This is a genomic window from Bacillus haimaensis (assembly GCF_048270625.1).
In the GTDB taxonomy this organism is placed as follows: domain Bacteria; phylum Bacillota; class Bacilli; order Bacillales; family Bacillaceae_I; genus Sutcliffiella_A; species Sutcliffiella_A haimaensis.
The window spans coordinates 2942544-2968716 of record NZ_CP158164.1 but is presented as its reverse complement, the minus strand read 5'-3'; the positions used below and the strand labels follow the sequence as shown (position 1 = coordinate 2968716).

The 26173-nt window shown below is 44.3% G+C and carries 27 protein-coding genes; 12 read left to right on the top strand and 15 right to left on the bottom strand.

The window, feature by feature from the left end; translation table 11 throughout:
* Positions 1-32: 32 nt before the first annotated feature.
* Complete coding sequence (locus ABN702_RS15120) at positions 33-791, bottom strand: ion channel (protein ID WP_417897609.1); 759 nt, start codon at positions 789-791, stop codon at positions 33-35.
* Positions 792-1397: 606 nt separating this feature from the next.
* Here ABN702_RS15120 and nhaC point away from each other — a divergent pair.
* On the top strand, positions 1398-2795 hold the full coding sequence (nhaC, locus tag ABN702_RS15115) for a Na+/H+ antiporter NhaC (protein ID WP_417897608.1): 1398 nt from the start codon (positions 1398-1400) through the stop codon (positions 2793-2795).
* A 261-nt stretch (positions 2796-3056) separates the two neighbouring features.
* Here nhaC and ABN702_RS15110 read toward each other — a convergent pair whose 3' ends face one another.
* A complete protein-coding gene (locus ABN702_RS15110) occupies positions 3057-4565 on the bottom strand; it encodes a gluconokinase (protein ID WP_417897607.1) in 1509 nt (502 codons plus the stop codon).
* Positions 4566-5147: 582 nt separating this feature from the next.
* Between ABN702_RS15110 and ABN702_RS15105 the strand changes: the two genes are divergently transcribed.
* A complete protein-coding gene (locus ABN702_RS15105; RefSeq protein ID WP_417897606.1) occupies positions 5148-5669 on the top strand; it encodes a DoxX family protein in 522 nt (173 codons plus the stop codon).
* A 58-nt stretch (positions 5670-5727) separates the two neighbouring features.
* On the opposite strand, the gene ABN702_RS15100 is transcribed toward ABN702_RS15105, so the two are convergent.
* The 5 genes from ABN702_RS15100 to ABN702_RS15080 all read right to left on the bottom strand — a co-directional run bounded on the left by ABN702_RS15100 (position 5728) and on the right by ABN702_RS15080 (position 9158).
* Positions 5728-5925: a YfhD family protein gene (locus ABN702_RS15100; protein ID WP_417897605.1), complete on the bottom strand. Its 198-nt coding sequence runs from the start codon at positions 5923-5925 to the stop codon at positions 5728-5730.
* Positions 5926-6039: 114 nt separating this feature from the next.
* Positions 6040-6162: a YfhE family protein gene (locus ABN702_RS15095; protein ID WP_417897604.1), complete on the bottom strand. Its 123-nt coding sequence runs from the start codon at positions 6160-6162 to the stop codon at positions 6040-6042.
* A 135-nt stretch (positions 6163-6297) separates the two neighbouring features.
* Entirely contained in the window at positions 6298-6858 is a 561-nt protein-coding gene (locus tag ABN702_RS15090; RefSeq protein ID WP_417897603.1) for a GNAT family N-acetyltransferase, read from the bottom strand.
* A 236-nt stretch (positions 6859-7094) separates the two neighbouring features.
* The gene (locus tag ABN702_RS15085; RefSeq protein WP_417897602.1) at positions 7095-8222 is read right to left on the bottom strand and encodes an amidohydrolase; all 1128 of its coding nucleotides are present in this window, start codon (positions 8220-8222) and stop codon (positions 7095-7097) included.
* A 24-nt stretch (positions 8223-8246) separates the two neighbouring features.
* Positions 8247-9158, bottom strand: a complete 912-nt coding sequence (locus tag ABN702_RS15080) for a TIGR01777 family oxidoreductase (RefSeq protein ID WP_417897601.1) — start codon at positions 9156-9158, stop codon at positions 8247-8249.
* A gap of 110 nt (positions 9159-9268) precedes the next feature.
* Between ABN702_RS15080 and recX the strand changes: the two genes are divergently transcribed.
* On the top strand, positions 9269-10069 hold the full coding sequence (gene recX / locus ABN702_RS15075) for a recombination regulator RecX (protein WP_417897600.1): 801 nt from the start codon (positions 9269-9271) through the stop codon (positions 10067-10069).
* Positions 10070-10131: 62 nt separating this feature from the next.
* Here recX and ABN702_RS15070 read toward each other — a convergent pair whose 3' ends face one another.
* Positions 10132-10791 (bottom strand): SDR family NAD(P)-dependent oxidoreductase, encoded by a 660-nt coding sequence (locus ABN702_RS15070; protein WP_417897599.1) that lies wholly within the window; start codon positions 10789-10791, stop codon positions 10132-10134.
* A gap of 107 nt (positions 10792-10898) precedes the next feature.
* Between ABN702_RS15070 and ABN702_RS15065 the strand changes: the two genes are divergently transcribed.
* On the top strand, positions 10899-11231 hold the full coding sequence (locus tag ABN702_RS15065; RefSeq protein WP_417897598.1) for a YfhH family protein: 333 nt from the start codon (positions 10899-10901) through the stop codon (positions 11229-11231).
* 202 nt (positions 11232-11433) lie between these two features.
* On the opposite strand, the gene ABN702_RS15060 is transcribed toward ABN702_RS15065, so the two are convergent.
* Together ABN702_RS15060 and ABN702_RS15055 are read right to left on the bottom strand one after the other, a co-directional pair.
* Positions 11434-11604 (bottom strand): YpzG family protein, encoded by a 171-nt coding sequence (locus ABN702_RS15060; protein ID WP_204414752.1) that lies wholly within the window; start codon positions 11602-11604, stop codon positions 11434-11436.
* Between the two features lie 28 nt (positions 11605-11632).
* Positions 11633-11797, bottom strand: a complete 165-nt coding sequence (locus ABN702_RS15055) for a small, acid-soluble spore protein K (RefSeq protein ID WP_417897597.1) — start codon at positions 11795-11797, stop codon at positions 11633-11635.
* Between the two features lie 122 nt (positions 11798-11919).
* Between ABN702_RS15055 and ABN702_RS15050 the strand changes: the two genes are divergently transcribed.
* Positions 11920-12216: a YfhJ family protein gene (locus ABN702_RS15050; protein ID WP_417897596.1), complete on the top strand. Its 297-nt coding sequence runs from the start codon at positions 11920-11922 to the stop codon at positions 12214-12216.
* 42 nt (positions 12217-12258) lie between these two features.
* Here ABN702_RS15050 and ABN702_RS15045 read toward each other — a convergent pair whose 3' ends face one another.
* Entirely contained in the window at positions 12259-13239 is a 981-nt protein-coding gene (locus ABN702_RS15045; RefSeq protein WP_417897595.1) for a metal-dependent hydrolase, read from the bottom strand.
* Between the two features lie 93 nt (positions 13240-13332).
* On the opposite strand from ABN702_RS15045, the gene ABN702_RS15040 reads away from it, so the two are divergent.
* Positions 13333-13653 (top strand): hypothetical protein, encoded by a 321-nt coding sequence (locus ABN702_RS15040; RefSeq protein WP_417897594.1) that lies wholly within the window; start codon positions 13333-13335, stop codon positions 13651-13653.
* A 15-nt stretch (positions 13654-13668) separates the two neighbouring features.
* A complete protein-coding gene (mutY, locus tag ABN702_RS15035) occupies positions 13669-14769 on the top strand; it encodes an A/G-specific adenine glycosylase (protein ID WP_417897593.1) in 1101 nt (366 codons plus the stop codon).
* Positions 14770-14902: 133 nt separating this feature from the next.
* Here mutY and ABN702_RS15030 read toward each other — a convergent pair whose 3' ends face one another.
* Positions 14903-15127, bottom strand: a complete 225-nt coding sequence (locus ABN702_RS15030) for a hypothetical protein (protein WP_417897592.1) — start codon at positions 15125-15127, stop codon at positions 14903-14905.
* 138 nt (positions 15128-15265) lie between these two features.
* Here ABN702_RS15030 and fabL point away from each other — a divergent pair, with 138 nt between their 5' ends.
* The 5 genes from fabL to ABN702_RS15005 all read left to right on the top strand — a co-directional run bounded on the left by fabL (position 15266) and on the right by ABN702_RS15005 (position 19368).
* A complete protein-coding gene (fabL, locus tag ABN702_RS15025) occupies positions 15266-16015 on the top strand; it encodes an enoyl-[acyl-carrier-protein] reductase FabL (protein WP_417897591.1) in 750 nt (249 codons plus the stop codon).
* An 83-nt stretch (positions 16016-16098) separates the two neighbouring features.
* Positions 16099-16302 carry a gamma-type small acid-soluble spore protein gene (locus tag ABN702_RS15020; RefSeq protein ID WP_386643492.1) on the top strand — a complete coding sequence of 68 codons (204 nt, stop codon included), beginning with the start codon at positions 16099-16101 and terminating at the stop codon, positions 16300-16302.
* 223 nt (positions 16303-16525) lie between these two features.
* Positions 16526-16777, top strand: a complete 252-nt coding sequence (locus ABN702_RS15015) for a YgaB family protein (RefSeq protein WP_417897590.1) — start codon at positions 16526-16528, stop codon at positions 16775-16777.
* A gap of 176 nt (positions 16778-16953) precedes the next feature.
* A complete protein-coding gene (locus ABN702_RS15010; RefSeq protein WP_204414740.1) occupies positions 16954-17484 on the top strand; it encodes a DUF402 domain-containing protein in 531 nt (176 codons plus the stop codon).
* Between the two features lie 138 nt (positions 17485-17622).
* Positions 17623-19368 (top strand): ABC transporter ATP-binding protein, encoded by a 1746-nt coding sequence (locus ABN702_RS15005; RefSeq protein ID WP_417897589.1) that lies wholly within the window; start codon positions 17623-17625, stop codon positions 19366-19368.
* A gap of 264 nt (positions 19369-19632) precedes the next feature.
* Here ABN702_RS15005 and ABN702_RS15000 read toward each other — a convergent pair whose 3' ends face one another.
* The 3 genes from ABN702_RS15000 to ABN702_RS14990 all read right to left on the bottom strand — a co-directional run bounded on the left by ABN702_RS15000 (position 19633) and on the right by ABN702_RS14990 (position 26018).
* On the bottom strand, positions 19633-20730 hold the full coding sequence (locus tag ABN702_RS15000; protein WP_417897588.1) for an FUSC family protein: 1098 nt from the start codon (positions 20728-20730) through the stop codon (positions 19633-19635).
* 203 nt (positions 20731-20933) lie between these two features.
* On the bottom strand, positions 20934-21425 hold the full coding sequence (locus ABN702_RS14995) for a CBO0543 family protein (protein ID WP_417897587.1): 492 nt from the start codon (positions 21423-21425) through the stop codon (positions 20934-20936).
* Between the two features lie 123 nt (positions 21426-21548).
* On the bottom strand, positions 21549-26018 hold the full coding sequence (locus ABN702_RS14990; protein ID WP_417897586.1) for a glutamate synthase-related protein: 4470 nt from the start codon (positions 26016-26018) through the stop codon (positions 21549-21551).
* Between the last annotated feature and the right edge of the window lie 155 nt (positions 26019-26173).

Here is a 26173-nt window from a genome sequence, read left to right as displayed (position 1 = left end):
AGCATAAAAGGGCTGATCAATCAGCCCTTTTTTTATGCCGAAAAATCAACTGCCATATTGGAAACCACTTCATTGGACAGGATGAATTCGTCCACTTTGACATGTGCGAAGCTTCTTAAGTGTTCTTCCTTTTGTACTTCAATAATGGTTTTCGTGTTAGGTGCATACTGCTCGACTGACGCTGCCAAAATCATCGTTTTCCCGTCCACAAGCAGGGGATTATCGATTTTTTCGTCTGCAAAAATGATGACGGATTTTGCTTCCTGCACATTGGCCATATCGACCACTGATTTTGTAGCCGCATCACCAGAAATGAAGTGAACTCTGTCGTGAATATATGGCTCTTTTTCCAAGTCATCAATGATGACTACCTCGCAGCTCTGTTTGGCAAGTATCCCCTTAATGGCATACTCGGACTTCTTGGACCAGCCGATGATGACGATATGATTCTTTCCCTTAAACTTCAATTTCCCTTCCCCCTTCAATCGTTTGAACGTACTGAATGAATCCACAATCTTCCCGATAACGACCCCCAAGATCCCGATGCCGACTATGTATAATACCATGGCAAACACCCTGCCTGATATGGAAGTCGGATAAAAGTCCCCATATCCCACCGTTGTCATCGTGGTCATTACCCACCACAACGAGTCAAACCAACTTGGAAAGGTGTCTGGCTCCAATGTCCGCATGACGATCGTGCTGATTGCGATCGTCAGAACAGTCATGGAAAAAAGAAAAACATTATTTATTTTATTGATGCTATTGATGAACTTCCGAAAAATAAGCACAAAAATCTATTCCTCCTTTTGCCATTAATATGCACTCTTTTATGTTCTCCATAAACAATCCATATCCTTTAAATAGATGAAAAGTCCTATGAAATTTGCGATATCGTTGTTGCTGCTGGACCTATTTTGCATGCGGAGAGGACGCTGCTTTAGTGCTTTAATACGGAGCGGGTCAGGCCCCTATTTAAAATTCCCCATTGACAACCCCTAAAATCTATACTATCTTTAAACATATACTTTAACACCTAAAAGCGTTTAAGCGTTTAAGTGTGTTAGCGAACTTTTTTTAGAGATTAGTTGAGCCGAGTAGAGCAATGGAATATAGGAAGATAGCGTTTGTATTTAGTAGTCTATCATGTGGGCAGCAAGCAGAGACTAGATGGGGAGTGCGAATCTAGGCCAGTGATGGATGAATTACCGTACATAGTTTCAGGAGCTATCGATTTTACTGAGTGAGCAAAGTGTTTTTGCTAATTAGGGTGGTACCGCGGAGTTTCTTCGTCCCTTATTTTCGAGGGATGGAGGGGCTTTTTTTATTGGCGTAATCATGTGAGTGAACATATAGATGTAGGACAAACTATTTTTATACTAACTGGAGGATTCATCATGGAACAACATCATACAGCATTTCGTATCCGTCGTTTTGAGGCGGTCGGCATTATTGCACTTATTTTAATTATTATCGGGATATCATTATTTACATTTAAAGCGGAGCCGCACATTCCCATCTTTCTGGTCATCATCGTGCTGATGGTATACGCTTTGATTAAGAAGCAATCCTGGGCCTTTATTGAAGAAGGATTGAAAAGCGGGCTGAAGGAAGGGCTCATTCCGATTTTCCTATTTATTCTGATTGGAATATTGATAGGGGTCTGGATGCTGTCCGGTACCATTCCAACTTTCATTTTCTTCGGCAGCCAAATCATTTCGGTGGATTTCTTTTTACCAAGCGTGTTTATTGTAACTGCAATCATCGGGACGTGTATCGGCAGTGCCTTTACGACTGCATCGACTATTGGTGTTGCGTTTATCGCACTCGGTACGGCTATGGGCTTTAACCCGGCAATTGTGGCTGGTGCCATTATCTCAGGAGCTTTTCTAGGAGATAAAATGTCCCCTTTGTCGGATACAACGAATATTGCATCAGCGGTCTGTAAGGTGGACCTGTTCGACCATATCAAGCATATGCTGTGGACGACGGTGCCTGCGTTTATTATATGTGTTGTGTTGTTCAACTTTATCGGGAAACCCGATGAGCTAGCCGCCGTGGGAGAGGTTTCAGAGCTTCCACAAAAGCTGAAAGCAGCCGGATTGGTTCATCCGCTTGCCCTGCTACCGGCAGTAATCATGTTTGGCCTTGCCATTATAAGAGTACCGGCGATCTTTGTCATGATCCTCGGTATTATTGTTGGAACAGTAGTGGCATTTATTCTTCAGCCTGAAACGACCATCACGCAGCTCATGAATGTGATGCAAAATGGCTACAAGAGTGAAATAGGAGAAGAAAGCATCGATAGCATCCTTTCCCGCGGCGGGATCCAAAGCATGATGTGGTCTGTTTCCCTGGTGCTATTGACATTGAGCATGGGCGGACTGATCCAGAAGCTAGGCATCATCAACAAGGTGATGCTGATGCTGAAATCCTTCATTTCATCAACCGGAAAGTTGGTCGTCGCGGCTGTTGCAACAGCAATCGGAGTGAATGTCACGATTGGCGAGCAATACATGTCCATCATTTTGACAGGCCATGCCTTTGAAAAGGAATTTGAAAAGCAGGGAATCTCCAAAAAGAATCTCGCACGGGTTTTAGAGGATGCTGGAACGGTCATCAATCCCTTGATCCCTTATGGAGTAAGCGGCGTGTTCATGGCAGGAGTACTTGGAGTGCCGGTGTGGGAATACCTGCCTTTTGCATTCTTCTGTCTCCTCAGTCCGTTTATCAGCGTGTTTTATGGATTTACGGGAATCAGTATCAAAAAGCGGGAGCAAGTTGAAGGAGCATAATATAAGTTGGGGAAATCGTATCGAACAGTCTCATAGAGGCGGTTTGATGCGGTTTTTTGTTTTTTAAAGCGGACAATGAAAACGGCTGATATCTTGACCGTAACGACTGATATATTATGAAAACGGCCGATATCCGGTGTCAATCGGCTGATATCTATAGTAATCAAACATGCTACCCTTCCTAACAAAGCCTCCCTAAGCATATAAGAAAATCACAAAAAAGCCTTTCAGCAGGTCAAAATTCTGCAAAAAGGCTAGATTTTATTGCTGCAAGCGATCCAAATCCGCAAACAATGGCTTATTTTTCACGTACAACTCCTTGAAAAGGTGATAATGCTCCTCGTAGATGACGACGTTTTTTACAGAAGGTAGCACCTCCTGCTGGATAGGAATGTACTGCTTGATTTCACCCATGGAGTTCACCTTCCCGAGCGAATAGAGCCCGAGCCACGCTGCCCCCCATGCGATTGCGTGGTCGCTTTTTGGCAGAAGCACGGTTTTATGAAAGATATCTGCTGTCATCTGCACCCATAGCGGTGAGCGGACAAAGCTGCCGCTGATGAGAAGTTTCTTTGTCGGGCCTGCTTTCTCAGTCAATGCTTCCTGTATCTCATACATGTTGAAAATCACACTTTCCATTACGCTGCGGATCATATCGGCACTGTTATGGGAAAGAGTCAGCCCAATCCAGCCGCCTTTCGCTTTGGCATTCCATTTTGGCGCCCGCTCACCGGCGAGATAAGGCATAAAGAAAAGGCCATTCGCCCCGGCACTTGATGTGGCAGCGAGTGATTCCAAGTCAAACGTCTCTATAGTATCTCTTTTGGTGAGGGTGGAAAATTGCCTTGCTAGCCATTTTAGAGCGACAGTTCCATTGTTAGAAGCACCACCAATAATGCTATGTTCTTTTGTGAAAACATATTGAAAGGTGCGCTGGTGATCATCTGTTTTGCGTTCTGTTGTAAATCTTCTTATCGCTCCGCTAGATCCGATTGTCAGTGCTGTTTCAGCATCATGAATGGCTCCTATTCCGATATTGGCCAATACACCGCCGCTTGATCCGATGATAATGGGTGTTTCCGATGTCAGCATCAGGTCATCGGCCACCTTTGCCGCTAACGGTCCAACCTGCTCTGTGCATGGGACGACAGTTGAAAGCTGGGTAGGGTGGACGCCTGCAATCGCCAGCGCTTCGCTGTCCCACTCCAGCGTATGGATATTAAATAGTCCGGTTGCAGAAGCGATGGAATAATCTACCTTCCATTGTCCGCACCATTTGTATATAATATATTCTTTAATGGATGCGAATCGGCTTGCTTCATAATAGGGCACATACCGCGATTCCTTCATCCAGATCAGCTTGACGAAAGGGGACATTGGGTGAACGGGTGTGCCAGTATTTTCATATATCCCTTTTCCATATGTCTCATTCATAATGGCAGCCTGCGGATAGCTTCTGCTGTCAGACCAGATCATCAACGGTGAAATCGGTTCGTTTTTTTCATTTATACATAATAAAGAATGCATGGAACTTGATATGCTTAATCCGATAATGTCAGAGGCAATGAGTTTGTTCTGCCTCATGGAATTGGTAATGGCATCACGTGCCGCCTTCTCCACTTCCAAAGGGTTTTGCTCCGACCAGCTGGGCTTAGGATGATAGGTGGAATAGGCGCATTCATATTCCGAAACGACCTCGCCCTGTGGGGTGAAAATAACTGCGCTTGCGGTAGTTGTTCCGATATCTAGTCCGATCATAAATCTGCTCATAGCTACACTCCGTTTGCATTTTCAATGGATACTTCTATTTTACCTTAAAATGGGCAATCTCTCTCTTAGTTTGGCTGATATATTTTTAGTATGACTGGAAAATAGTTAGAAAATTTATAATTATTGCGAAATAGGTAAAAAGTAGTATTGGAGAAAGAAGTAAATTGGGTCATTCACAGGTTTTTTTAAAGTTATCAACAAGCAGAAGTGCTGGGAAATAAGATATACACACATTTATCCACATTATCAACAGGCTGGAGTGCTATTTTCCACAAAATATTATTCACAAACATAATTTTATTATATATTGATATAATAGGTCTTATCCAATTTATTAACACTATCCACAGGAGTGTGGACAACACTTGTTAACATAAATAAATATTTTGAACTATTTGTGAATTGTTGCTCAAACCCATTGTAAGATCTGGTAAAAAGGATTATAGTAAAGGTAGAAAGTAAGTGAAAAGCTTCACAAACTTTCTAAAGCAACAATCAGCTAGCCGGCTAATCACAAACTTCATATTTTTTTACAGGTGTATGTGAAAATATTCACATAAAAACCCTTAGGAGGAATGAGTTATGAAATGGTTAAGAGGACCTCAAATGGCGATTCTATGGACAGTATTGAGAGTTTGGCTTGGTATTCAATGGTTGAAGGCAGGACTTCCGAAAATCGGCAGCTTTGATGCTGAGGGATTCTTACATGGTGCCATTGCAAAAGCGGAGGGAGCACACCCAGCCGTCCAAGGATGGTATGCAGCATTCCTTGAAAACGTAGCACTTCCAAACGTAGAGCTGTTCAACATTCTCATCCCATGGGGCGAAGTATTAGTCGGATTAGCACTCATCCTTGGCCTAGCGACTGTACCCGCATTGATAGCAGCAGCATTCATGAACTTGAACTTCCTGTTGGCCGGTACTGTAAGCACGAACCCAATCCTTTACACTGCAGCGATCCTTCTACTGGCAGCAGGTACAGCGGCTCATTTCTACGGTATAGATAGATTTGTAATCCGTGTACTGAAAGAAAAAATGGAGGAGCGACGAAAAGAAAAAGACAAAGATCATGGAATGAACAACAAACACGTGACTACACATTAAATAAAAGGCACCACCCAATTCGATGGGTGGTGCCTTCGTCTTTAATCTTTCATCTTGCTTATTTGAAAGTATCCTTTTTACTGTTGCGTTTAATGCCGGCAGCTGCTGCACGGGCTTGAGCTTCCAAAATCTCGTTATCTGCGCCATGTTCACTAGCAAATTCGGCATCTTGGTTTGCAGTCTTCATGTTTTTTGGTACTTGTGGAAGAGAAGATTTATTCTTTCCACCTGATTTGTGTCCACGTGAACGGCCCATTCGAATCCCTCCAGAGACGGTGATGGACAAAAGGAGATTCCTTCATGTCCTCCACTGTAGCTTCACCCAAAAACTTTGGTGTGATAAGAGGGAGTTAATGGTTGATATCAAATATTAACGGCGCTTCTGCGAATATCCGCCAACGCGATCGGCCGCTTTGAATTCTCTGGAGTAGGTCACTTCCTGCATGCTGCTTAATGAGTTCTTCACTCTTTCTTTACGTTTCTTTTCAGCCATTTCAAAACCCTCCTTTGAATATGTACTACCTACAGTTTCCTCTAAAGTGTGGGAAAATATACTAAAAAAATGTAAAAATGGGGCCTGATCCTCTAACGCATTAAAGCGTTGAGGGTCAGGCCCCGTTATGGTCAACTAAGCTTCGCGAAGCTGATGTTCTTCGACAACTTCGTGATGCGTACGCATTTTGTATAGGGTATAGAGATCTTTTGAGATTTCGTATAGGTTGTAGATGTCTTCGCCGCAGTTGATTTCGTCGAGGAGGCTTTGGCGTGTTTCGTTAGCCAGGACTACATAGGGTAGCTTTTCCGCAGCTTTCATGGATCGGATGTTCACCTTGCGGATGCGCATGAAAATGGATTGGATGTCCAGTTCATAGAACAATTCATCAAAGAACTGATCCTTTGCAATCTGATTGTAACCTTTGCCGTGGTATGGCTTGCCGAGCCAAGTGCCAAGAAATCCTGCTCCGTCCTGTACATCGAATAAATTGATTGTCCCAATTGGAGTGCCCCATTCATCAAGAATGGTACGTGAAATCAATTCTCCGCGCTCTTCCGCTTCGATTGTCTGCTTTGTCAAGAACACAAACTCATCGTGGGAATACGCTTTTTGACGCACAAAAGGGAAGACTTCAGGGTGCACCATCAAGTCATAAAGAGCCTGAGATTCGTGAGTATCACGTTTTTTAAGCATGTCTTATCCCTCCAATTGAGGGCAGAAATGTCACGTACCGTGAAGACTGGCCCACCCTCGAAATTTTTTAAATTACAAAAAATTTCGGGGTGGGAATCGAACCCACTAGAACCAGATAAAACTGGTGGCGCACCATTTGCCTTCCCTAACATTTTAGAAACAAATTGTTAGTTGATTTAATTTTGTTTACCTACGTATCATACTCGATTTTATTTGAAAAAGATACTACTTTTTTGTTAAATTTTTTGGTAAATTATTTCACCTTGAACCATTGTCACGACAGGCTTTGCGAGGAATTGGAAGGGGTGATGGGACCATAGGACCAAATCGGCATCCTTGCCATTTTCGATGCTCCCGACCCGGTCCGCTACATCAATGTTTTTGGCAGCGGTGATCGTAATTCCTTCCAGTGCTTTTTGCTCATCCAGGCCCTCTCTCACTGCCAGGGCAGCACAGACATTCAAGTACTGAACTGGAGTATATGGATGGTCGGTGGTAATGGAAACCTCGACACCGTTGTCAGCAAGGCTTTGATAGGTCTTCCAGCTTTTATTTTTCAGCTCGATCTTGGACTTGCGGGTAAGGGTAGGTCCGACACAGACCCTCAAGTTTCTGTCTTTGAGTTCATTTACAATCAAATGCCCTTCTGTACAGTGCTCAATCGTAAATCTGAGATCGAATTCCTCTGCAAAACGGATACCGGAGATGATGTCATCCGCTCTGTGTGCATGAATTTTTACGGGAATCTTGCGTTCCAATGCCATAATGATTGGCTTGACGCGCAAGTTATCCGTATTATCGTAGTGCCTAGCCTGATGGAAGGCTTCCCGAAGCATGCCCATAATACCCATTCTTGTGATGGAATCCTTGTTGCCGTGACTGTGGATGCGCTTTGGATTTTCCCCGAAAGCAATCTTCAACCCGGCAGTTTCCTTCATCAGCATCTTTTGAATATTAACACCCCGTGTTTTGATAACAGAGGTGGTGCCGCCGATTACATTGGCGCTACCCGGCATGATGTGAACGGTCGTCACTCCTGCCTGGATCGCGTCTTGGAACCCTTGATCAAGGGGATGAACACCGTCCAATGCCCGAATATGGGGAGTAAGCGGCTCGATGGTTTCATTGGCATCATTGCCGGCCCAGCCCGTTCCTTCATCATAAAGGCCAAGGTGGGTATGGACATCAATGAAGCCAGGGAACAGATACTTCCCCTTACAATCAATTACTACCCCATCAGGTGGGACCGGTAAACCAATTCCTATCTCCATTATCTTACCGTTTTCGACTCTCACATCTGTATCATATAAAGGCGGTGAGGTGATCGGATAAACGGTTGCGTGCTTAAAAATAACTATATTCATTATGAAGCTCCTACTTTTTTGTCTTTATTTTGATTGTAATATGTCGGACAGAGCCTCATCAAGATGAATATAAAAGAATTTATAGCCGTGCTGCTCCAGTTTTACCGGCAGCACTTTCTGACCCTCCAACACAAGCTCACTCATCTCACCTAGAGCGATTTTAAGAGCAAAGCCGGGAGTAGGGAACCAATGCGGACGGCCCATCACTTTCCCAAGTGTTTTCCCGAAATCCTTCATTTTCATCGGTGATGGAGCCGTAACATTTACGGGGCCATCCATTTCCTTGTTTTCAAGACAGAAAGCAATCGCACCGACAACATCCTGGATGTGCACCCATGACATCCATTGCTCTCCAGTTCCAATTTTCCCGCCAACAAACATTTTATAAGGGAGCAGCATTTTCGGAAGGGCGCCTTCCTCTTTATCCAATACAATACCGAATCGGGTAAAGGCGGTTCTCACTCCAAGCTGCCTGGCATGCTCCGCTTCCTTTTCCCACGCAAGGACAGTTGATGCCAAAAAGCCGGATCCTGGTGTGGTATCACTTTCAGTAAAGGTTTTGTGTTCGCTGTTTCCGTAATAACCGATGGCACTTGCGTTGACCAGGACTCCCGGTTTCTCGACAAGTGAGTCGATTATACGGTTAATTTCCTTGGTGGAGCTGATTCTGCTCTCGACAATTCTGCGTTTTTGATCATCGGTCCAGCGTCCGTTGTTGATGGATTCACCAGCCAGATTGACAAAAGCCTCGACTCCTTCCAATTCTTTTTCCGGAGTGGTGCCATCTTTTAGCCACTCCACGAACCGTACTTGAGGTTTTTGCTTTTTATTCGAGCTGTTTCGCGTTAGAATATATAGATGATGTCCCTTTTCCACTAAATAGTCCGTCAAGGCTGATCCTACAAGGCCAGTTCCGCCTGCAATCGCGATCTTCATGCAATTCATCCTCTCGTGAAAATATCTTACTTATACTATTAGTTCTTTTCCCTAAATATCCTTTATTCAATACGTACCAATGTGCTACATAACAAAACGAGGTGAACCTTATGCAAAAAATAACGAAAATATCGGTCCAACAAAAAAACAAGGAACGGTTCAATATCTTCCTCGATGAAGAATACGCATTTGCCATATACGAGTCGACCCTACTGAAGTTCCAGCTTGTAAAAGGAAAAGAACTCGATGAGCTAGATATAGAAGAAATTCTTTACAGCGACCAGATCAATAAGGCATATCTTTCAGCTGTACATTATCTTTCCTTCCGCATGAGAACGGAGAAGGAGATAGAGGTGTATCTGAAGGAAAAGGAAATCGAACCGTTTGTCATAAAGGAAATCATCGCCAAGCTGAAGGAGCAGAGCTATTTGAATGATGCAGAATTTGCCGTTGCCTATGTCCGGACCCAAGTCCAGACCACGTTAAAGGGAAGACAGGTCATTTCACAGGAGTTGGTGGAAAAAGGGGTGGCAAAAAATACAATAGAAGACGCCCTGGTGGAATACAGTGAAGAAGAAGAACTTGAGCATGCGATAAAATTGGTTCATAAATACAGCCCGAAATATAAAAACGATGCCTTTAAGATTATGATACAGAAGGTGGAGCAGGCATTAATGAGAAAGGGCTATTCTTTTTCTGTCATCAAGGTGGCCATAGAGGAGGCTTCCCTTGATGAGGATGATTCGGAAGAATGGGACGCGCTTAGTAAACAGGCGGAAAAATATCATCGCAAATATGCAAAGCTTGAGGGCTATGATTATAAGATGAAAATGAAGGGAGCCCTCTATCGCAAGGGCTTTACAATGGATTTGATTGATCGATGGCTGGAGGAAAATGAAGCGGCTGAATAATTACGAGTAGGTCTTCATCTCACCGATGAAGACCTTTTTGTAAGTATTAGGCTTTAGATTCCTTACACATTAATCTCAAACTGACTGTCCTGACTGATGATAATCTCGGCCACTTGCTGTGGTGATTTCAGGCGTGACTTGTCCTTAATGTGGTCGGTTTCATCCCAGAATGGCGTGTCCATACCTCCCATATAAGTTGCTGTAACAGTAACCTTGCCTTCGAGCTCCTTTTGAAGACTCTCGGTAAAGCCGCGTACAGCGAACTTGCTTGCTACATATACGCTTTCATTGACCTTCCCTTTTTGGCCTGCAGTCGAGATGATGTTCATGATCTTTGGCTCGTTCTGTTCCAATAGGTGAGGAAGAAGTTCTTTTGTCAGGTAGATGGTGCCGAAAACATTGGTCTGTAAGGCAAGGTCGATGTCTTCTATTGAAAGCTCCGATAAAGGACCAAAGCAGCCTGCGCCGGCATTATTGATAAGAAAGGATATAGAATGATTTTTTATTATAGCGGAAACTGTCTTTTGGACAGATTCATGCTTTGTCAGGTCAAGGGTGAAGACCTCCGCATGGCCGCCCTCTTGATGGATAAGCTGTTGTACCTCTTTTAAAGGAGCTTCCCGTCTTCCTGTCAGGATAATCTTATACCCTTTTTTTGCATATTCAAGGGCCAGCTCTTTCCCTAATCCTGTCCCGGAACCTGTAATTAGAATGGTTTTCATGTTGTGCAACACTCCTCTTTGTAAAATCCTTCTGAGGCAATTTCGCTTTGTTTTGCCATATAACCGTGCTATTCTTACTTTATATAGAAAATGTAGGGGGAAAGCAAGTGGAACAGGATAAACGCTATAGTCAAATGACACCGCATGAACTGCATCAGGAGATTTCAACATTGAAGGAAAAGGCGAGAAAAGCGGAGCAACTCGGCATAGTCAATGAATTTGCCGTACTCGAACGAAAGATAACAATGGCAAAAGCATATATGCTTAATCCGGATGACTACAAGTCCGGAGAGATGTACGAAATCGAAGGAGACCCGGGTGTATTCTTTGAAATAGATTATATGAACGGTGTGTTTGCATGGGGGCACAGAGTTCGCGGAGACGTGGTCAGCAGGGAAGAAGAGGGCCTTCCTATATCGATGTTAATGAAAAAAGAGTAGCAGAGAGGGGATATGCCCCTTTTGCTACTCTTTTACTGTTATGCTGTTTTCGCATACATTGTTGCTTTAGACGTATGCAACATACACATGCAACATACTTTACTTTCGTGCTCTTTTCCGGTTTGCTCGCTTTTTTCTTATTTGAATTTTTTGTTCTTATAACAAGGACAAAAGCAACAAACTTTACGAAAAGAGCCTACTGTCAAGATCTTTTGCGAGTCTGAACTTCCAAGATCTGCGTATTTTGGGCCTGTGTGGTCTGGCCATTAACTTGGTTATACGCATGCTTTACGCTCGCAAAAGGCTGTGGAAACGGATTTGCTTTTGTTGCGGATTGATTGTTATAAAAGGCTCTACCTGATTGTTTGCCCATGCTAAGTCCCTCCTAAGATAGAAGAAATCTAATAGGTGCCATCTTCCCTTGCGCCGGACGCACGCATTCTCTCTTGAGGATGTGTGTTGATCGTCCCGTTCGCGCGTTTAGATGCAAACTCCGCTTTTGCTCTGCCTTCCCCTTCAAACTTATTGTCATTCGGGTTAGGAAAGTTCCTTGCTTTGTTCCTCAATCGTATCGCCTCCCTTTAGGTAGGGGCCTGACCCTCTTAGCGCTTTAAAGCGGTGAGGGTCAGGCCCCTATCATTAATATTGGATTTTCACCCCCGAAATATGTGATGATAGGGACAGTCAAATGAAACCAGAAGAGGTGTTTTTATTGGAAGAATATTTTGAGCGCCTGGCAGAGCAGCTTTTGGCGAAGAATCCTGCGTTGACGTATGAAAAGGCCCGTACGTGGGTCGAGCTTTTGTGGGAGGATTTTGAAAGTACTTATGCAAAAGCCGGATACGAATATAAAGGAAAAGAAATGACTGAAAGAATGGTGGCGGGGATCATTGAACGTCACGGTGAGACGCTTCATGAGTTCCTTTCGACAAATCCGAAGTACAAGCATTTGCTCGAAGATGAGGGAGATTCGATTTCCCATTAATAAATACCCGATCCTGGAATGAGAAGGATCGGGTCATTCTTTTTAATTTGGAATAATCTCCAGTTTCTCTCTGAGCTTATCTTCGCTGAATATCCAACCTGTGTAGGAGCTGACTATATGGAGATCCAGGTCGAGCTGTACCACTGCAACGAAAGGATAGTAGTCCTTGCTTCGATAGCGAAGATCGATAAAGCGGACTTCGTAATGATCCGAGAATTCCTCCATTTCCCATCGATAGACAGGGGAGAAGGATAGGAAGGCCGAGACGTTGTCATCGAATTTTGCCGCCTCGATGACGGCAGTCTCCGGTAAAGGCACCTTTTCAAATGTATCATGAATGATGATTTGATTCTTCACCGCACGGGCCACATAGAAGTTATCTTTTGCAGTAATCGCCAAATGCCATTGATTGAAATACAGTGTAGGCGAGATAATGGTATTAGTCATGTTCGGAATCACTTTCCGCACCTGCTGGATCACCCTTTGCTGCATCCAGTACCTAAGCACATAATATCCGACAAGTATGATGTAGATCACCAGGAAGGTGTAGCCTGGATGAAAACCGAATCCCCACAGTATAAATCCTACAATATGCAGACTGAAGATTATCGGATCAAATGTATTGATGATTCCAAGCGCCACCCACTTGTGTGTAAAAGGACGGAGCGCCTGTGTCCCATAAGCGTTGAAAATGTCGACAAAAACATGCAGGATAACGGCTATAAATGTCCAAATCCATAGATAGAGCAAATCCGCTTGTGGGATGAATGCATAGATTCCAGCAGTAATCCCAAGCGGCCAAAGGCAAACTGCCGGGATGGAATGTGTGATGCCACGGTGATTTCGTATATATTTTGCATTGTTTTTTAATTTAAGAATGGTATCCATGTCAGGAGCCTGCGACCCGATGATAGCTCCAATCATTATCGCTGTAGCTGTTTCGGGATTGCTTGCAACATATGGATCGATGGTCGCCATGGATCCAAGTGCTATTCCCATCACCACATGTGTTCCAGTATCCAATGGTCGGCCTCCTTTATTGTGTGATTTTATCCTTGCTGAAGCTGAACGAACATTCTTTTCTTTTATTGTTAATCAAAAGGGGTGTTTTCAAACATGGTAACAAAACCGTTGCAAATTTTCATCGAATATCCTATAAAAGATACTGTCATACAAAAATATGAAGCGACGATGAAAAATGTCATTGGTGTCATGAAAGAACTTGGTGCCCAAGAGATTCGCTGGACGAAAATATCGTACAAGAACGGTGGCCACACTTATTATACGGAAACTTTTCTATTGCCGACCGAGTCCCATTATTTTGCAATGAAGGAGCTGAGGGCTTCGGCAAGTGATGGTATATTCCATGATCTCGCACAATGTATGGATACAAGAAGAGGTGCGATACAATACATCGGTTTAAAAATTATAAGCTAATCCCGGAGGTTTATTTTGGATAACAAACAAACACAACACGAGTTGCTTAAGGGTTTTGAGATTGACGGCTTTCGCAACGATCTTATCAATTGGTTCATTCAGGAACAACGTGATCTGCCATGGAGAAAGGATCAGGATCCCTATAAGGTATGGGTTTCCGAAATCATGCTCCAGCAAACAAAGGTAGATACGGTCATTCCTTATTTTAATTCCTTTATTGAGCAGTTCCCAAACATTGAAAGTTTAGCGAACGCTGCTGAGGATAAGGTGCTTAAGGCTTGGGAGGGATTGGGATACTACTCGCGCGCGAGAAATCTTCAGAGTGCGGTTCGGGAGGTCTACGAAAGCTATGGTGGAGTCGTCCCGAATAATGCTGCAGAAATTTCTACCTTAAAAGGTGTTGGACCATATACGACAGGTGCGATATTGAGCATCGCCTATGGAGTGCCGGAGCCGGCTGTTGATGGGAATGTCATGAGGGTACTTTCTCGTGTGCTGCACATCAGGGAGGATATCGCCAAGCCGAAAACGCGAAAGCTGTTTGAAGCGGTTATCAGGGACATGATTTCCCGCGATAATCCATCATTCTTTAACCAGGGGCTGATGGAACTCGGTGCGATGGTCTGTACGCCGACATCACCGTCCTGTATGCTTTGTCCGGTGCAGGAGCATTGCCGGGCATTTCACGAGGGAGTTCAGAGGGAGCTTCCGATTAAGTCCAAGAAAAAATCTGCAAAACAGGTATCTCTCGTAGCTGGAATTTTCAAAAATGAAGAAGGTCAATATTTGATTCATAAAAGGCCTAGTGAAGGGCTACTAGCAAACTTATGGGTGTTTCCGAACTTTATTAAATTGGACGAGCTGGGTACTACCAAGCAACAACTTGAAAGTCTGATGAAGACCGAGTATGGTCTGGACGTGGAAATGGGGGATTACCTCTGTGATATCCGCCATGTATTTACCCATCTGGTGTGGGATATCAATGTGTATGTTGGCACGTTTCATGGAACCCCGCCAGCGGATCGCAAGGATGTCGTGCTCGTTACAGAGGAAGAGATGCTGGAATATGCCTTCCCGGTCTCACATCAGAACATGTGGAAGGAATATAAGAAGTGATTTTTTGAGGATCTGCCTTTTGATGGGGCGGGTCTTTTTTTGGGGGGAAGTGGAATCGCTAGAAGGTGTAGGGTGTCACGGCGAACACTCATTTGCAACAATTTATGCCCGCCGTTATCTACCAACAAGTTGCTCAATCGTAGCTCATTCTCGTTCCATGCGTATAATCCGCTTCATTCCGAGTCAAACCGCCGCGTGCTTCGATTTCTTCAACAATTTCGCGATGAATGCTCTGTCCTTCCACATTCAAATATGGAACCATCTGCTGTAGGGAGTGGTGGAAATAAGCCAACTCGCTGTCCTTCCATTCCTTTTTTGCCATCATGGATAATTCGGTCATGTCTCTGCCTACGTACATGGTTTGTCCCTCCTCTTTGGATGAGAATCTTTTATGTTCCTCTTTATAAAAACTCTACCCCTTTATTGTTCGATGAAACAAATAAGACTATACTGAAAGATATTACGTAAGTTTTTTACATAAAGGAGTGCATGGTATATGACTGAAAAAGTTGCTTTAGTTACAGGAAGCAGTAGAGGAATAGGGAAAAAGATTGCCCTTGAGCTGGCAAAGCAGGGCTATAACATTGTGATCAACTATAACCGCAGTAAAACGGCTGCTCAGGAAACGGCAACAGAAATTGAACAGCTGGGTGTGAAAGCCCTGACTGTCAAAGCTAACGTAGGACAGCCAGAGAAAATAAAAGAAATGTTTGTGAAGATCGATGAGGAGTTTGGTCGCCTCGACCTATTGGTGAGCAATGCAGCATCCGGCGTTCTTCGTCATGTGATGGAGCTGGAGGAATCTCACTGGGATTGGACCATGAATATCAACTCCAAGGCCCTCCTTTTCCTCGCACAGGAAGCTGCTAAGCGCATGGAAGCTGTCGGAGGCGGGAAAATCGTCAGCATCAGTTCATTGGGTTCCATCCGCTATTTAAAGAACTACACAACTGTTGGTGTGTCCAAAGCGGCCATTGAAGCACTGACCCGTTACCTGGCTGTTGAACTGGCAGACAAGAATATTGTAGTCAATGCTGTTTCCGGTGGAGCGGTGGATACGGATGCGCTGAAGCATTTCCCGAACCGTGAAGAATTATTGGAGGATGCAAAGAAAAATACACCTGCCGGGCGAATGGTGGAGCCGGAAGATCTGGTTAACACCGTATTGTTCCTTTTATCAGACCAAGCAAGCATGATTCGTGGCCAGACAATCATTGTGGACGGAGGAAGGTCCCTACTCGTCTAAAAATATACTAAAAGAATTTTTAAATTTTTTGACATAGTTTTATCGCCTCTTGGTTATCTTATATTCCGTGGAGGTGATAAACAATGGCAAACAACAACCAACAAAACCAAGCAGGTAAAACTGCATCTGGTACGAGCGTACAACATGTGAAACAACAAAACGCTTCTCAAAACCAACAACAACAGTATGGTGCTGAGTTCGCGAGCGAAACTAACGCTCAACAAGTAAGACAACAAAACGCTCAATCTCAAGCTCAAAAAAACCAACAAAACCAACAAAACTCTTAATATGTAACACCAAGGCACTCCTTATCATACCGATGCGGAGTGCCTTTCTTCGTGGTCGAGTGGAAAATTCCTGCCGGGGTCTGGCCCCCATTTTATATTTTTTAAATTTTAATATTTTTTTATATCGACAAAAGTTCTGTTGTGTCTACAGATGTTGTCAAAGGGTTTGAGGGGTGGGGGAAGAATGATACATAGGAGGAGAATTAAGGTGGGAGGCATGAGCATGGATAGGTTTGATTTGGCGGTGGCGGAGCAGTTGAAGACGATGGATAGGCTGCTGTATTTGCAGTCTGAGATAGAACGGTGCCAGAAGGTGGAGCGCCAGCTTAATGATATTCAGGAAGCGGCCAATAAACTGAGGGAGCTCAAAGCTGATATTGCGCAGATGAAAAAGGATTTGAGGGACATTCAGTTGGTATTTGAAAATCAGACAGAGGAAGCGATAAAATCCTACCATTTTCAGGAATTAAGCTGAAATCGTGGCACGATTCTGTAAAATTTTTATGAAAAGCGTGAATAATATTCAAAAAGGGGCATCTTCTCTCATAGAAAGATGGCTCTTTTGTTTTAAAATCTGGTAGTTACCGTTATAATAATAGAAAAGGTTGCTTTTTAGAGATGAGGCGGCACAAATGAAAGAAGGGGAGAAGGATGGGTTGTCCCAAAGAAGGAGAAACGATTCAAATACATAGTTACAAGCACAACGGACTCATTCACAGGGTGTGGGATGAGACTACTGTGTTAAAAGGGACGCAAAACCTTGTTATTGGTGGAAACGATAAAACAATTGTAACGGAATCAGACGGGAGAACTTGGGTGACAAGGGAGCCTGCAATTTGTTATTTCCATGCTAGACATTGGTTTAACATCATTGGCATGATCAGAGAAGATGGTGTGTACTATTATTGCAATATCAGCTCACCATTCATTGCAGATGATGAAGCGGTTAAATATATTGATTATGACCTGGATATTAAAGTATTCCCGGATATGACGTTTATTTTGCTCGATGAGGATGAATATGAAAAGCACCGCAATGAAATGAAATATCCAGATGTCATTGACAAAATCCTTAAGACAAATGTAAACACGTTGATTTCGTGGATACGTCAGAGAAAAGGTCCTTTTGCACCAGACTTTATCGACCTATGGTATGAACGTTATTTAACGTACCGTGGATAAATAGGCATGGCAGGAAAGAAAAGGCGGCTGGTACAAGTTTTTTTGCACTTGCCATGCCTTTTTTGTGTTTATTTGGATGAATTGATCACAATAGAAAAAACTAGAGAGAAAGAGCTTTTTCAAGGAGGAGAAATACCTTTGAGCAGTGTGAAACGGTACATGAAATTTGTCAAACCGTATCGGTGGCAAATCGTCGGTACCATTATAATAGGATTAATGAAATTCGGTTTGCCCTTATTGATACCTTTATTATTGAAATATATTGTGGACGACATTTTACTTACAGATGGCAGATCCGCAACGGAAAAGACAAATGAACTACTCCTGATAATGGGATCGATTTTTGCAGTCTTCCTTGTACTACGACCACCAATAGAATATTACAGACAGTACTTCGCCCAATGGACAGCGAGCAAAATCCTATATGACTTGCGGGACAAGCTGTTTGATCACATTCAGCGACTAAGCCTGCGATTCTATTCAAACAATCGTGCAGGTGAGATCATTTCACGTGTCATTCATGATGTGGAACAAACAAAGAACTTTGTCATTACCGGATTGATGAACTTTTGGTTGGACCTTGCTACCATCCTTGTCGTTATAATCATCATGTTCCAGGTTGACTTTACCCTGACACTTGTGTCAATCATGCTCTTCCCTTTGTACGGATTTTCTATCAAGTACTTTTATAGCCGCCTAAGGGAATTGACCCGTGTCCGTTCCCAGGCACTGGCCGAGGTTCAAGGGCATCTGCATGAAAGGGTCCAAGGAATGCCCGTCATTCAAAGCATGGCCATCGAGGACTATGAGCAAGAGCAATTTCAGAAGCAGAACAGTAATTTCCTGACAAAAGCCCTTGTACATACAAGCTGGAACGCCAAAACATTTGCTGTAGTCAATACGATCACTGATATCGCACCGCTTTTGGTTATCGGCTATGCAGGTTATCAGGTAATCAACGGCGGATTGACAGTCGGGGAGATGGTCATGTTTGTGGCATATATTGACCGCCTTTACAATCCATTAAGACGTCTCATCAATTCGTCGACGACATTAACACAGTCACTTGCTTCCATGGATCGTGTCTTTGAATTTGCGGATGAGAAATATGACATCACCAATAAGACTGATGCAAAAGAAAGCAAGACTGCACGCGGGGATGTCCGCTTTGAAAATGTGTCCTTTAGATATGAGGAAAAAGAGCCTTATGTGCTGAAGAATATCAATTTGCAGGTCGATGAAGGGGAAACAATCGCCCTTGTCGGCATGAGCGGCGGCGGAAAGTCGACCCTGGTCAGCCTGCTTCCTAGATTCTACGATGTGACGGAGGGTTCCATCGAACTCGATGGAGTGGATATCCGTGATGTAACGGTCCAGTCGCTTCGGAAACAGATCGGAATTGTGCTACAGGACAATATTCTGTTCAGTGATTCTGTTCGCGAAAACATCGCGCTCGGAAAGCCGGATGCGACAATGGAAGAGATCATCGAAGCGGCAAAAGCGGCAAATGCCCATGATTTCATCTCCAACCTGCCTGAGGGCTATGAAACGAAGGTGGGAGAGCGGGGAGTGAAGCTCTCGGGCGGACAGAAGCAGCGTGTGGCGATTGCCCGGGTATTTCTGAAAAACCCTCCTATCCTTGTGATGGATGAGGCAACTTCAGCATTGGACCTGGAAAGTGAACATCTGATTCAGGAATCGCTTGAGCGTCTCGCAGCTAACCGAACGACATTTGTTGTGGCACACCGATTGTCTACGATTACCCATGCAAGCAGAATCGTTCTGCTGGAGCATGGAGAAATCGTGGAGATCGGCAGCCATGAAGAATTGATGAAAAAGCAGGGGAATTATTATCATTTGTTCAATATTCAGGAGATTGTATAAGAGTAAGGTATCATAGGCCCTTGGCGACGTTTGGTTGCCGGGGGTTTTTTTTGTTGCGGGACAGATGTGTAAAAGTAGGTATGGATTTTTGTTTGGCACGAACTCATTGCAGTTTGGCATCAACTTTCGGTTGTTTGGCACGAACTCGGCCCAGTTTAGCATCAACTCTCGGTCGTTTGGCACGAACTCACCTCAGCTTGCCGCCAACTCCGCCCAATAATATAAAAAAACACTCCCCAATCATTGGGGAGTGCCTCATTAAACCTATTCCTCTTCACGCTGCCCGATCTCAAATTCATTTTCGGACTTATGGTAGTTCTGGAAGCTGTCAATCAGCTTATTTAAATGTACTAGCTGGTCATTGTAATCGATGATTTTGGAAACGAGCGGGAATAGGTGATACCAGACGTCGCACTTTTCCTCGCAGCCTTGATATTCCTCTTTATGGAGCATAAATTCATCGATGAACTGCTGTTTATTGAACAATTCCTCTTCGTACATTTCGGATGTATTATGAAGCTTGATTTTTCCTACAAATTTCAACAGGATCTGTTCATGCAGGTTAACCAGGTGATCAAGCTCGGCTTTTAGATAATGCTGATAATCGCTAGGCATGTGGTGAAGCTCATTTTCCAAACGATGCAGCATTTTCAATGTATGAAGCGCACGGTTGCTCGTCAAGATCAATTGCCGGAAGATGACAAGCTTACGAGCCTTTGAGCTTGCACTTTTACTTGTTGGGAAATACGTTCTCTCTTCTTTATATAGTAGGAATAACTGCTCTAATTTTGATAGTCGCTGGCGCAGCATTTCAATATCTGTTTTAAGCAGATTGTGTTCGGATGCGTGACGCATACTTATACGGATCCATTTTAAAATATCCTCGGTTGTTTCCTTTACTTTATAGTAGAGCCTTGTTTCATACTTTGGCGGCAGGAAGATCAGATTCACGAGAAATGCGCATAGGATACCGATCATGACGGTGGAGAAGCGGATCAACGAGAATTCCAAAAAGTTCTCGCCTGGGCTTTCCATGATCGCGATAACAGTCACCAATGCTAATGGAATGGTGTTTTCTATTTTCAACTTTAAATTGATTCCAATAACAAAAATTGCGGTCAATCCAATGATGAACGGGTCGTGTCCGAAAATCAAACCGAAAATGATTGCTAAAAAGGCTCCAATCAGGTTTGCCTGAACGTGTTCAATAATGGATTGGTAGGACTTGTAGATTGATGGTTGGATAGCAAAGATCGCCGCAATTCCCGCAAAGAACGGGGTAGGTACGTTTAGCCATTGCGCTACGAACAATGCGAGCGTGATAGCTATACCGGTCTTGACTATTCTGGCACCAAGTTTCATGGTAAAGTAATTCCTTTCCTGTTCTTCCGAATAATATAACCTACTTTAGTTCAGTTCAAACTTTATGTAAGATTTTCGGAAAATTGATTGTGTCTTTAGAACACTAATGTACTATACACGGTTTCCATGTGTCCTGCAATAAGTTAATGGAAAATAAAAAACAGATCGCCGAAAAATCTGACGTTCTGTTTTCACAGCCGATTTTATTCCAATGTGATTGGTTCTTCCGATGAAGGGTTCCTATTGAATATCTTAACAAGGCCAACAAGAGCTCGTATCGTGAACAAGGTGAAATTAACACTTGCAAAAGTATGGAGGATGGTCCATTTTTTCCATTCAAACAGATCGGTCTTTTTCTCCATGAACCATTGCAGGATGCTCATAGGTACGCTCCAAGTCAGGCTTTTCAATAGTATGTATGGCAGTTTATCATGATAGGTCTGCCTGACCCAAAAGATACTGAGTATAGGAAAAAACAATAGATCGTAAAGAATGTTGGTGCTAAAGATTTTTGGCATAGGTCGTATCGGGTATTTTACTCTGCCTGTATTAACCACGTATGTATCAAGCAAAATCGAGAGTACGCCTTTGGAAAAGAAAACAATTAGCATTTCTTTATACTTGGGAGTTTTTACAGCAAAAGGGAACAGGGAAACACATAATAAAAATAGACCGCGAATCATCAATCTTTCCACTAGTATCAGCCGCCTTAAATTTGTAATCTTTCTTACTATTTCATTCCGGACGTGGATTTATCCCAAACCTCAACCAAAAAGAAAAGGTCAGCACCAAATTGGTGACTGACCTCATCAAATTTATTATTCCGTTGATACCGCAGGATCTGCCTGTTCTTTCATAGGATTCACTTGAAGGAAGTAGCTGCCTGGATCTTCGAGCATCTGCTTCACTTCATTTGCCTCCTCGAACTGCCCTTGTTTGAGCAGGGAATCATGGTAGATGGAGAGGAGCTCGACTACATCTTTTTTACCTGCCACATTCAATGGTTCGATGCTTACCTTTGCACCCTTGGCAATTCTGCGCTGCAGGGCATCTTTTGTTAAGCCCATTTCCGGCTGGTGGCGAAGATAGACGGCGCCTCCCGTCATACCGGCACAGATCCATGGACCAGGGTCACCCATGACAAGGCCGCGGCCATTAGTCATGTATTCAAAAGCAAAGCCTTTGATGTTTGCATTAACACCAAGGTTGCCGTGCTCTTTTTCCGGAATAGGGGTTGTCACTTTCCCGCCGATGATCATGTCGGCGCCGGAAAGGCGAATTCCTGCACGTGCATCTGCATTCCCTTGAACAACAAGCGCACCTTTTTGGGCGCCATAGCCGAAGCCTTTTCCGACTGAGCCGTTGTAGAGGGTACCGTTCTTGCCTTTGTATTTAAAGACGGAAATGCTTCCGCCAAAGGCTGTTTTACCGATTCCATCCTGTGCGCCACCTTCCACAACGATGTTGATGCCGCTGGAGTTGTAGGCGCCTAGGCCGTTACCTGGAATGGATCCTTTTCTATAGCTCAGTTCCACATCCGGAAGCTGCAGATAGGAGCCGTCCAAGCGACCTCGGACACGATGGCAGGAAACTCTGCTGCCAAGTACGCGTTGCTCTGCTGTTACTGCGTCAAACTGTCTGGATTGGTGCAGTTGATCCTCTTGGTAATCGAGGTATTCAGCTCCAGCAGCAACCAGCAGCTTTTCTTTTTCCATGCTTGCTGCGACTTCTTTTTGTGCCATCTGCGGTACATCCAATGTGTGCAGAAGGTTGGATAGGTCGAGTGCTTCTGTTCCACGTACCTGTTCAAGCAGGTCGGAGCGGCCGACAATATCCTGCAGATTATTGAAGCCGAGTGAACCGGTCAGTGCTTTCAGCTCGTCGCCAAAGGCAGTGAAAAGGTTCATCAACCCCTGTACTGCAAGATCGGATTGACGTGGTACGAAGCGGCGCAGGCCATGGTCCTTTGCCTGTGCTTCCGTTTCGATCTGAGTCGCAATCCCGACGTGGCATGTATCCAGGTGACACCCGCGACAAGTCGTACAGCCGATGGCAATCATGGAAAGGGTACCGAATCCGATGCGGTTTGCACCAAGTAGCATTACTTTCATGACATCAAGCGCACTCTTGATTCCGCCGTCCGCCCAGATTTCCACTTTGTTGCGCAGGCCGGATTCGATAAGGGCATTGTGCGCTGCCTTAACACCGATTTCCACAGGAAGACCAACATACTGCAGGGCGTGAATTCTCGCGGCACCTGTTCCGCCGTCAAAACCACTGATGGTAATAATGTCTGCACCTGCTTTTGCGATACCGACCGCGATTGTTCCAATGTTCGGCACAACAGGAACTTTTACCGCGACCTTCGCCTGGTCATTCGCAGTCTTCAATTCGGCGATCATCTGTGCCAAATCTTCTATTGAATAAATGTCATGGTTATTCGATGGCGAGATCAGGTCGGAACCGATTGTTGCATTACGCGCCTCTGCGATCTTCGCTGTTACTTTTGATCCAGGCAGGTGTCCGCCTTCACCAGGCTTTGCACCTTGCCCGATTTTAATTTCCAAAAGGTTCGAGGAGTTCAGGAGCTCCGCATTGACACCGAAACGCCCGGATGCTACCTGCTGTCCGCGGGTTTTTGGATATTTACCGAGCATATCCTTGATTTCCCCGCCTTCTCCATTGAGACTGATCATGTTCAATCGGTCAGCCGCTTCGGCATAGGCTCTGAAAGCCACCTCATTTTGCGAGCCGAAGGACATGGATGCAATCACAAATGGCAGGCTATGTGCACCCACCCCTATATTCACCTTTTCCTTAGGCAGTTTTTTAGTGGATACCTTCAGGTCGGTGAGATGACGGATGGTAATGGGATTGGTTGTTTCCTGTTCATTCAGCTTTTCGCGATAGTCATCGTAAGTCCCATTTTTCGCCACATCCCCGATTGCCTTCCAGATACGAGGGAAGAGGTGGAACGATTTGCCTGGGCGCGATTTCTCATCTTCAAATTCCTTTGCACGCTCTATTGCATCTTCTTTCATTTTTGCAAAATTGTAGCCAAGCTGATCGGAGCCGAGGAAGTTGACGATTCCTAACGCTTTTTCCAGCTCAACATGCAATCCGATTGCGGAGAACAGACGGCCATAGCCGCGCAGTTCATGGATTCCAATGGTGGAAATGACCTTTTCCATTCCTTTCGTTAAAGCCTGGAACAGATTCACGACTGGAGTTACTGTCTCATCACTTACGGTACCGAAAAGAAGGTAAGGGCTGATTGCATTTGCCCCCAGACCCAATGCCACCATCACATCATGCAGGGAGCGGATGGCACCCGAGCGCAGAACGAGTGCACATTTGCGACGGTACTGCTGATCTACAAGCTCCTGGTTCACGACGGCAGTTACAAGATGAGGATCAAGCCATAATTGACCATCCTTATGAGCCTGTGCGTCGTCGATTACAAGAAGTGTTTTTCCATTTTTCACCGCATCGACTGCTTCTGATTTTAGACGGTCTAAAGCAGAGGAAATCTCTTCGTCCTCCAAACAAGTTGCATTTAGATAGTAGGTCAATTTTCTGGTCTGGAACTGGTGCACAACCTGGTCATAGGATGGCTGCTCCAAGGCATGCACGCAATCTGCGCCAATCTGTCCTTCGATTAATAATGGAGAGAGAAGCTCCAATGTATAATCATTCGGTACCTCGTCTTCTTTTCGTAAATGGGGTCTTGCACCAAGGACCGTTCTTGTGGAGAAGTGTTCTGTCTCACGATCACGATCTATGGCAGGGTTTGTGACAACAGCCACACTTTCCTTGATAAAGTCTGCTATATTGTTCCTACCAGGGTTCATCGCAGCAAGCGGCACATCATGTCCGAGGGAACGGATTGGTTCTGCACCTTTTTCCGCCATCTGTTCCACAAGCTGAATATGCTCGCGATCCCACCCGAATGCAGCGTAATGTCCGTTATGGACCTTTGGAAGCGGAGAAACAGTGACAATCGGCTCCAATTGTGGTGTTTGCAATCTATCTGCAAAATTCTTCACTTGAAACTTATCGCTGAATCGTTTGTAGACTTCCTCCTGATAGGCGTGATAGTCATACACCTTGATTTCTTCACCATTCCACTTCATCCCGACCTTTTCCCCGGGGGAGAAAGGCTTCGGTTCTGCAGTATACTCACTAGTTGGAATAATCCCAGGCTCAGATGAGAAATAATAGGACGTTTCAGTCTGAAGCATCCAGAGAGGACGCAAGCCCAGGGCATCCAGGCCGAATACCGCCTCATCCTTGTTGCGCGAAATGATTCCGGCAGGCCCTTGAGAGAAGTGTCCCCATGTTTCACGGATGTAGGCATACAGATCTTGAAGATGAGTTGGGTAGCTCTTGATTTCATTAATAATTGGTGGAAACACAATATCCAAGGCTTCAAAAAGGCTAAAGCCGTCTCTGGCAATCAATGTTTCTATCGTTCTATTTAAATCCTGTGAATCACTTCCGCCTTTTGTGAGAGGGACGTCAAGCATGGTTGCCTCGTCACGAAGCTTTGCAATTGTGTTGATTTCCCCGTTGTGGCCAAGCACGCTAAATGGTTGCACGCGAAAAAAGTTCGAAAGCGTATTGGTGGAATAACGGTTATGCCCAAGCGTCATCGAGGACGCAACCAACGGGTTGGCAAGGTCATGGTAAAACTTCGGCAGAATATCTCCGGCACCCATTACCTTGTAGACGGCATGGTAGTTTGATAAGGAAGCAACATGAACATCATCATTCTTCTCGATATCGATGGCACAATGGAAAAGCTGTTCCTGTGTACATACTTCTTTTGTAGAAACGGCTGCCACCTGCCAAAATACCGGATCCTGGATAACGGCAATCGGACCAAGCGCTTCCGAGGAAGTCACAGTGTCAGATGAAAAGACCAGTTTGAAAGATTCTTTTTCCAATAGACTAGTAATCTCGTTTTTAACAGCATCCACATCCACATGGTGGTTAATAAAAAAGTGGCCAACAATGAAATCTTCTCTGTCTGCGAGAGAGGGATCCTGGTCACTTTTTTCTAGCTTCTGTTTCCACAGGTCGCGTGGGATATCAATGTGAATGCCTACACCATCACCTTCACCATTAATGAAACCGGCACGGTGGTTCATTTTCACTAGTGCATCTATGCAATCATCGATATTTTTCTTTGTAGGGATTTTTTTCTTTTCGATAGCGGATACGATTCCACATGCATCATGCTCGGCATTGTGAAAATCTTTGAATGTACTTGGACTCCAATTTGTCATCTTTACTTGGCTGTAAACTAGGGATATAAGAGGGGACCCTAACTAGCCATTCACCTCCTGTAGTATATAGTAGAAATGCGGGAGCGCAATTGCAGTGCGCTGATTAGGTTGCGGTTGTCTAATATTCCGAATGGACATACATTTGTCAAAAAAGG

What these genes read in the sequence shown, in the direction of transcription:
- nhaC (WP_417897608.1), top strand. Translation starts at nt 1,398, where the DNA reads ATGGAACAACATCATACAGCATTTCGTATCCGTCGTTTTGAGGCGGTC.
- ABN702_RS15110 (WP_417897607.1), bottom strand. Translation starts at nt 4,565, where the DNA reads ATGAGCAGATTTATGATCGGACTAGATATCGGAACAACTACCGCAAGC.
- ABN702_RS15105 (WP_417897606.1), top strand. Translation starts at nt 5,148, where the DNA reads ATGAAATGGTTAAGAGGACCTCAAATGGCGATTCTATGGACAGTATTG.
- ABN702_RS15100 (WP_417897605.1), bottom strand. Translation starts at nt 5,925, where the DNA reads ATGGGCCGTTCACGTGGACACAAATCAGGTGGAAAGAATAAATCTTCT.
- ABN702_RS15095 (WP_417897604.1), bottom strand. Translation starts at nt 6,162, where the DNA reads ATGGCTGAAAAGAAACGTAAAGAAAGAGTGAAGAACTCATTAAGCAGC.
- ABN702_RS15090 (WP_417897603.1), bottom strand. Translation starts at nt 6,858, where the DNA reads ATGCTTAAAAAACGTGATACTCACGAATCTCAGGCTCTTTATGACTTG.
- ABN702_RS15085 (WP_417897602.1), bottom strand. Translation starts at nt 8,222, where the DNA reads ATGAATATAGTTATTTTTAAGCACGCAACCGTTTATCCGATCACCTCA.
- ABN702_RS15080 (WP_417897601.1), bottom strand. Translation starts at nt 9,158, where the DNA reads ATGAAGATCGCGATTGCAGGCGGAACTGGCCTTGTAGGATCAGCCTTG.
- recX (WP_417897600.1), top strand. Translation starts at nt 9,269, where the DNA reads ATGCAAAAAATAACGAAAATATCGGTCCAACAAAAAAACAAGGAACGG.
- ABN702_RS15070 (WP_417897599.1), bottom strand. Translation starts at nt 10,791, where the DNA reads ATGAAAACCATTCTAATTACAGGTTCCGGGACAGGATTAGGGAAAGAG.
- ABN702_RS15060 (WP_204414752.1), bottom strand. Translation starts at nt 11,604, where the DNA reads ATGGGCAAACAATCAGGTAGAGCCTTTTATAACAATCAATCCGCAACA.
- ABN702_RS15050 (WP_417897596.1), top strand. Translation starts at nt 11,920, where the DNA reads ATGAAACCAGAAGAGGTGTTTTTATTGGAAGAATATTTTGAGCGCCTG.
- ABN702_RS15040 (WP_417897594.1), top strand. Translation starts at nt 13,333, where the DNA reads ATGGTAACAAAACCGTTGCAAATTTTCATCGAATATCCTATAAAAGAT.
- ABN702_RS15030 (WP_417897592.1), bottom strand. Translation starts at nt 15,127, where the DNA reads ATGTACGTAGGCAGAGACATGACCGAATTATCCATGATGGCAAAAAAG.
- fabL (WP_417897591.1), top strand. Translation starts at nt 15,266, where the DNA reads ATGACTGAAAAAGTTGCTTTAGTTACAGGAAGCAGTAGAGGAATAGGG.
- ABN702_RS15020 (WP_386643492.1), top strand. Translation starts at nt 16,099, where the DNA reads ATGGCAAACAACAACCAACAAAACCAAGCAGGTAAAACTGCATCTGGT.
- ABN702_RS15015 (WP_417897590.1), top strand. Translation starts at nt 16,526, where the DNA reads ATGGATAGGTTTGATTTGGCGGTGGCGGAGCAGTTGAAGACGATGGAT.
- ABN702_RS15010 (WP_204414740.1), top strand. Translation starts at nt 16,954, where the DNA reads ATGGGTTGTCCCAAAGAAGGAGAAACGATTCAAATACATAGTTACAAG.
- ABN702_RS15000 (WP_417897588.1), bottom strand. Translation starts at nt 20,730, where the DNA reads ATGAAACTTGGTGCCAGAATAGTCAAGACCGGTATAGCTATCACGCTC.
- ABN702_RS14990 (WP_417897586.1), bottom strand. Translation starts at nt 26,018, where the DNA reads ATGACAAATTGGAGTCCAAGTACATTCAAAGATTTTCACAATGCCGAG.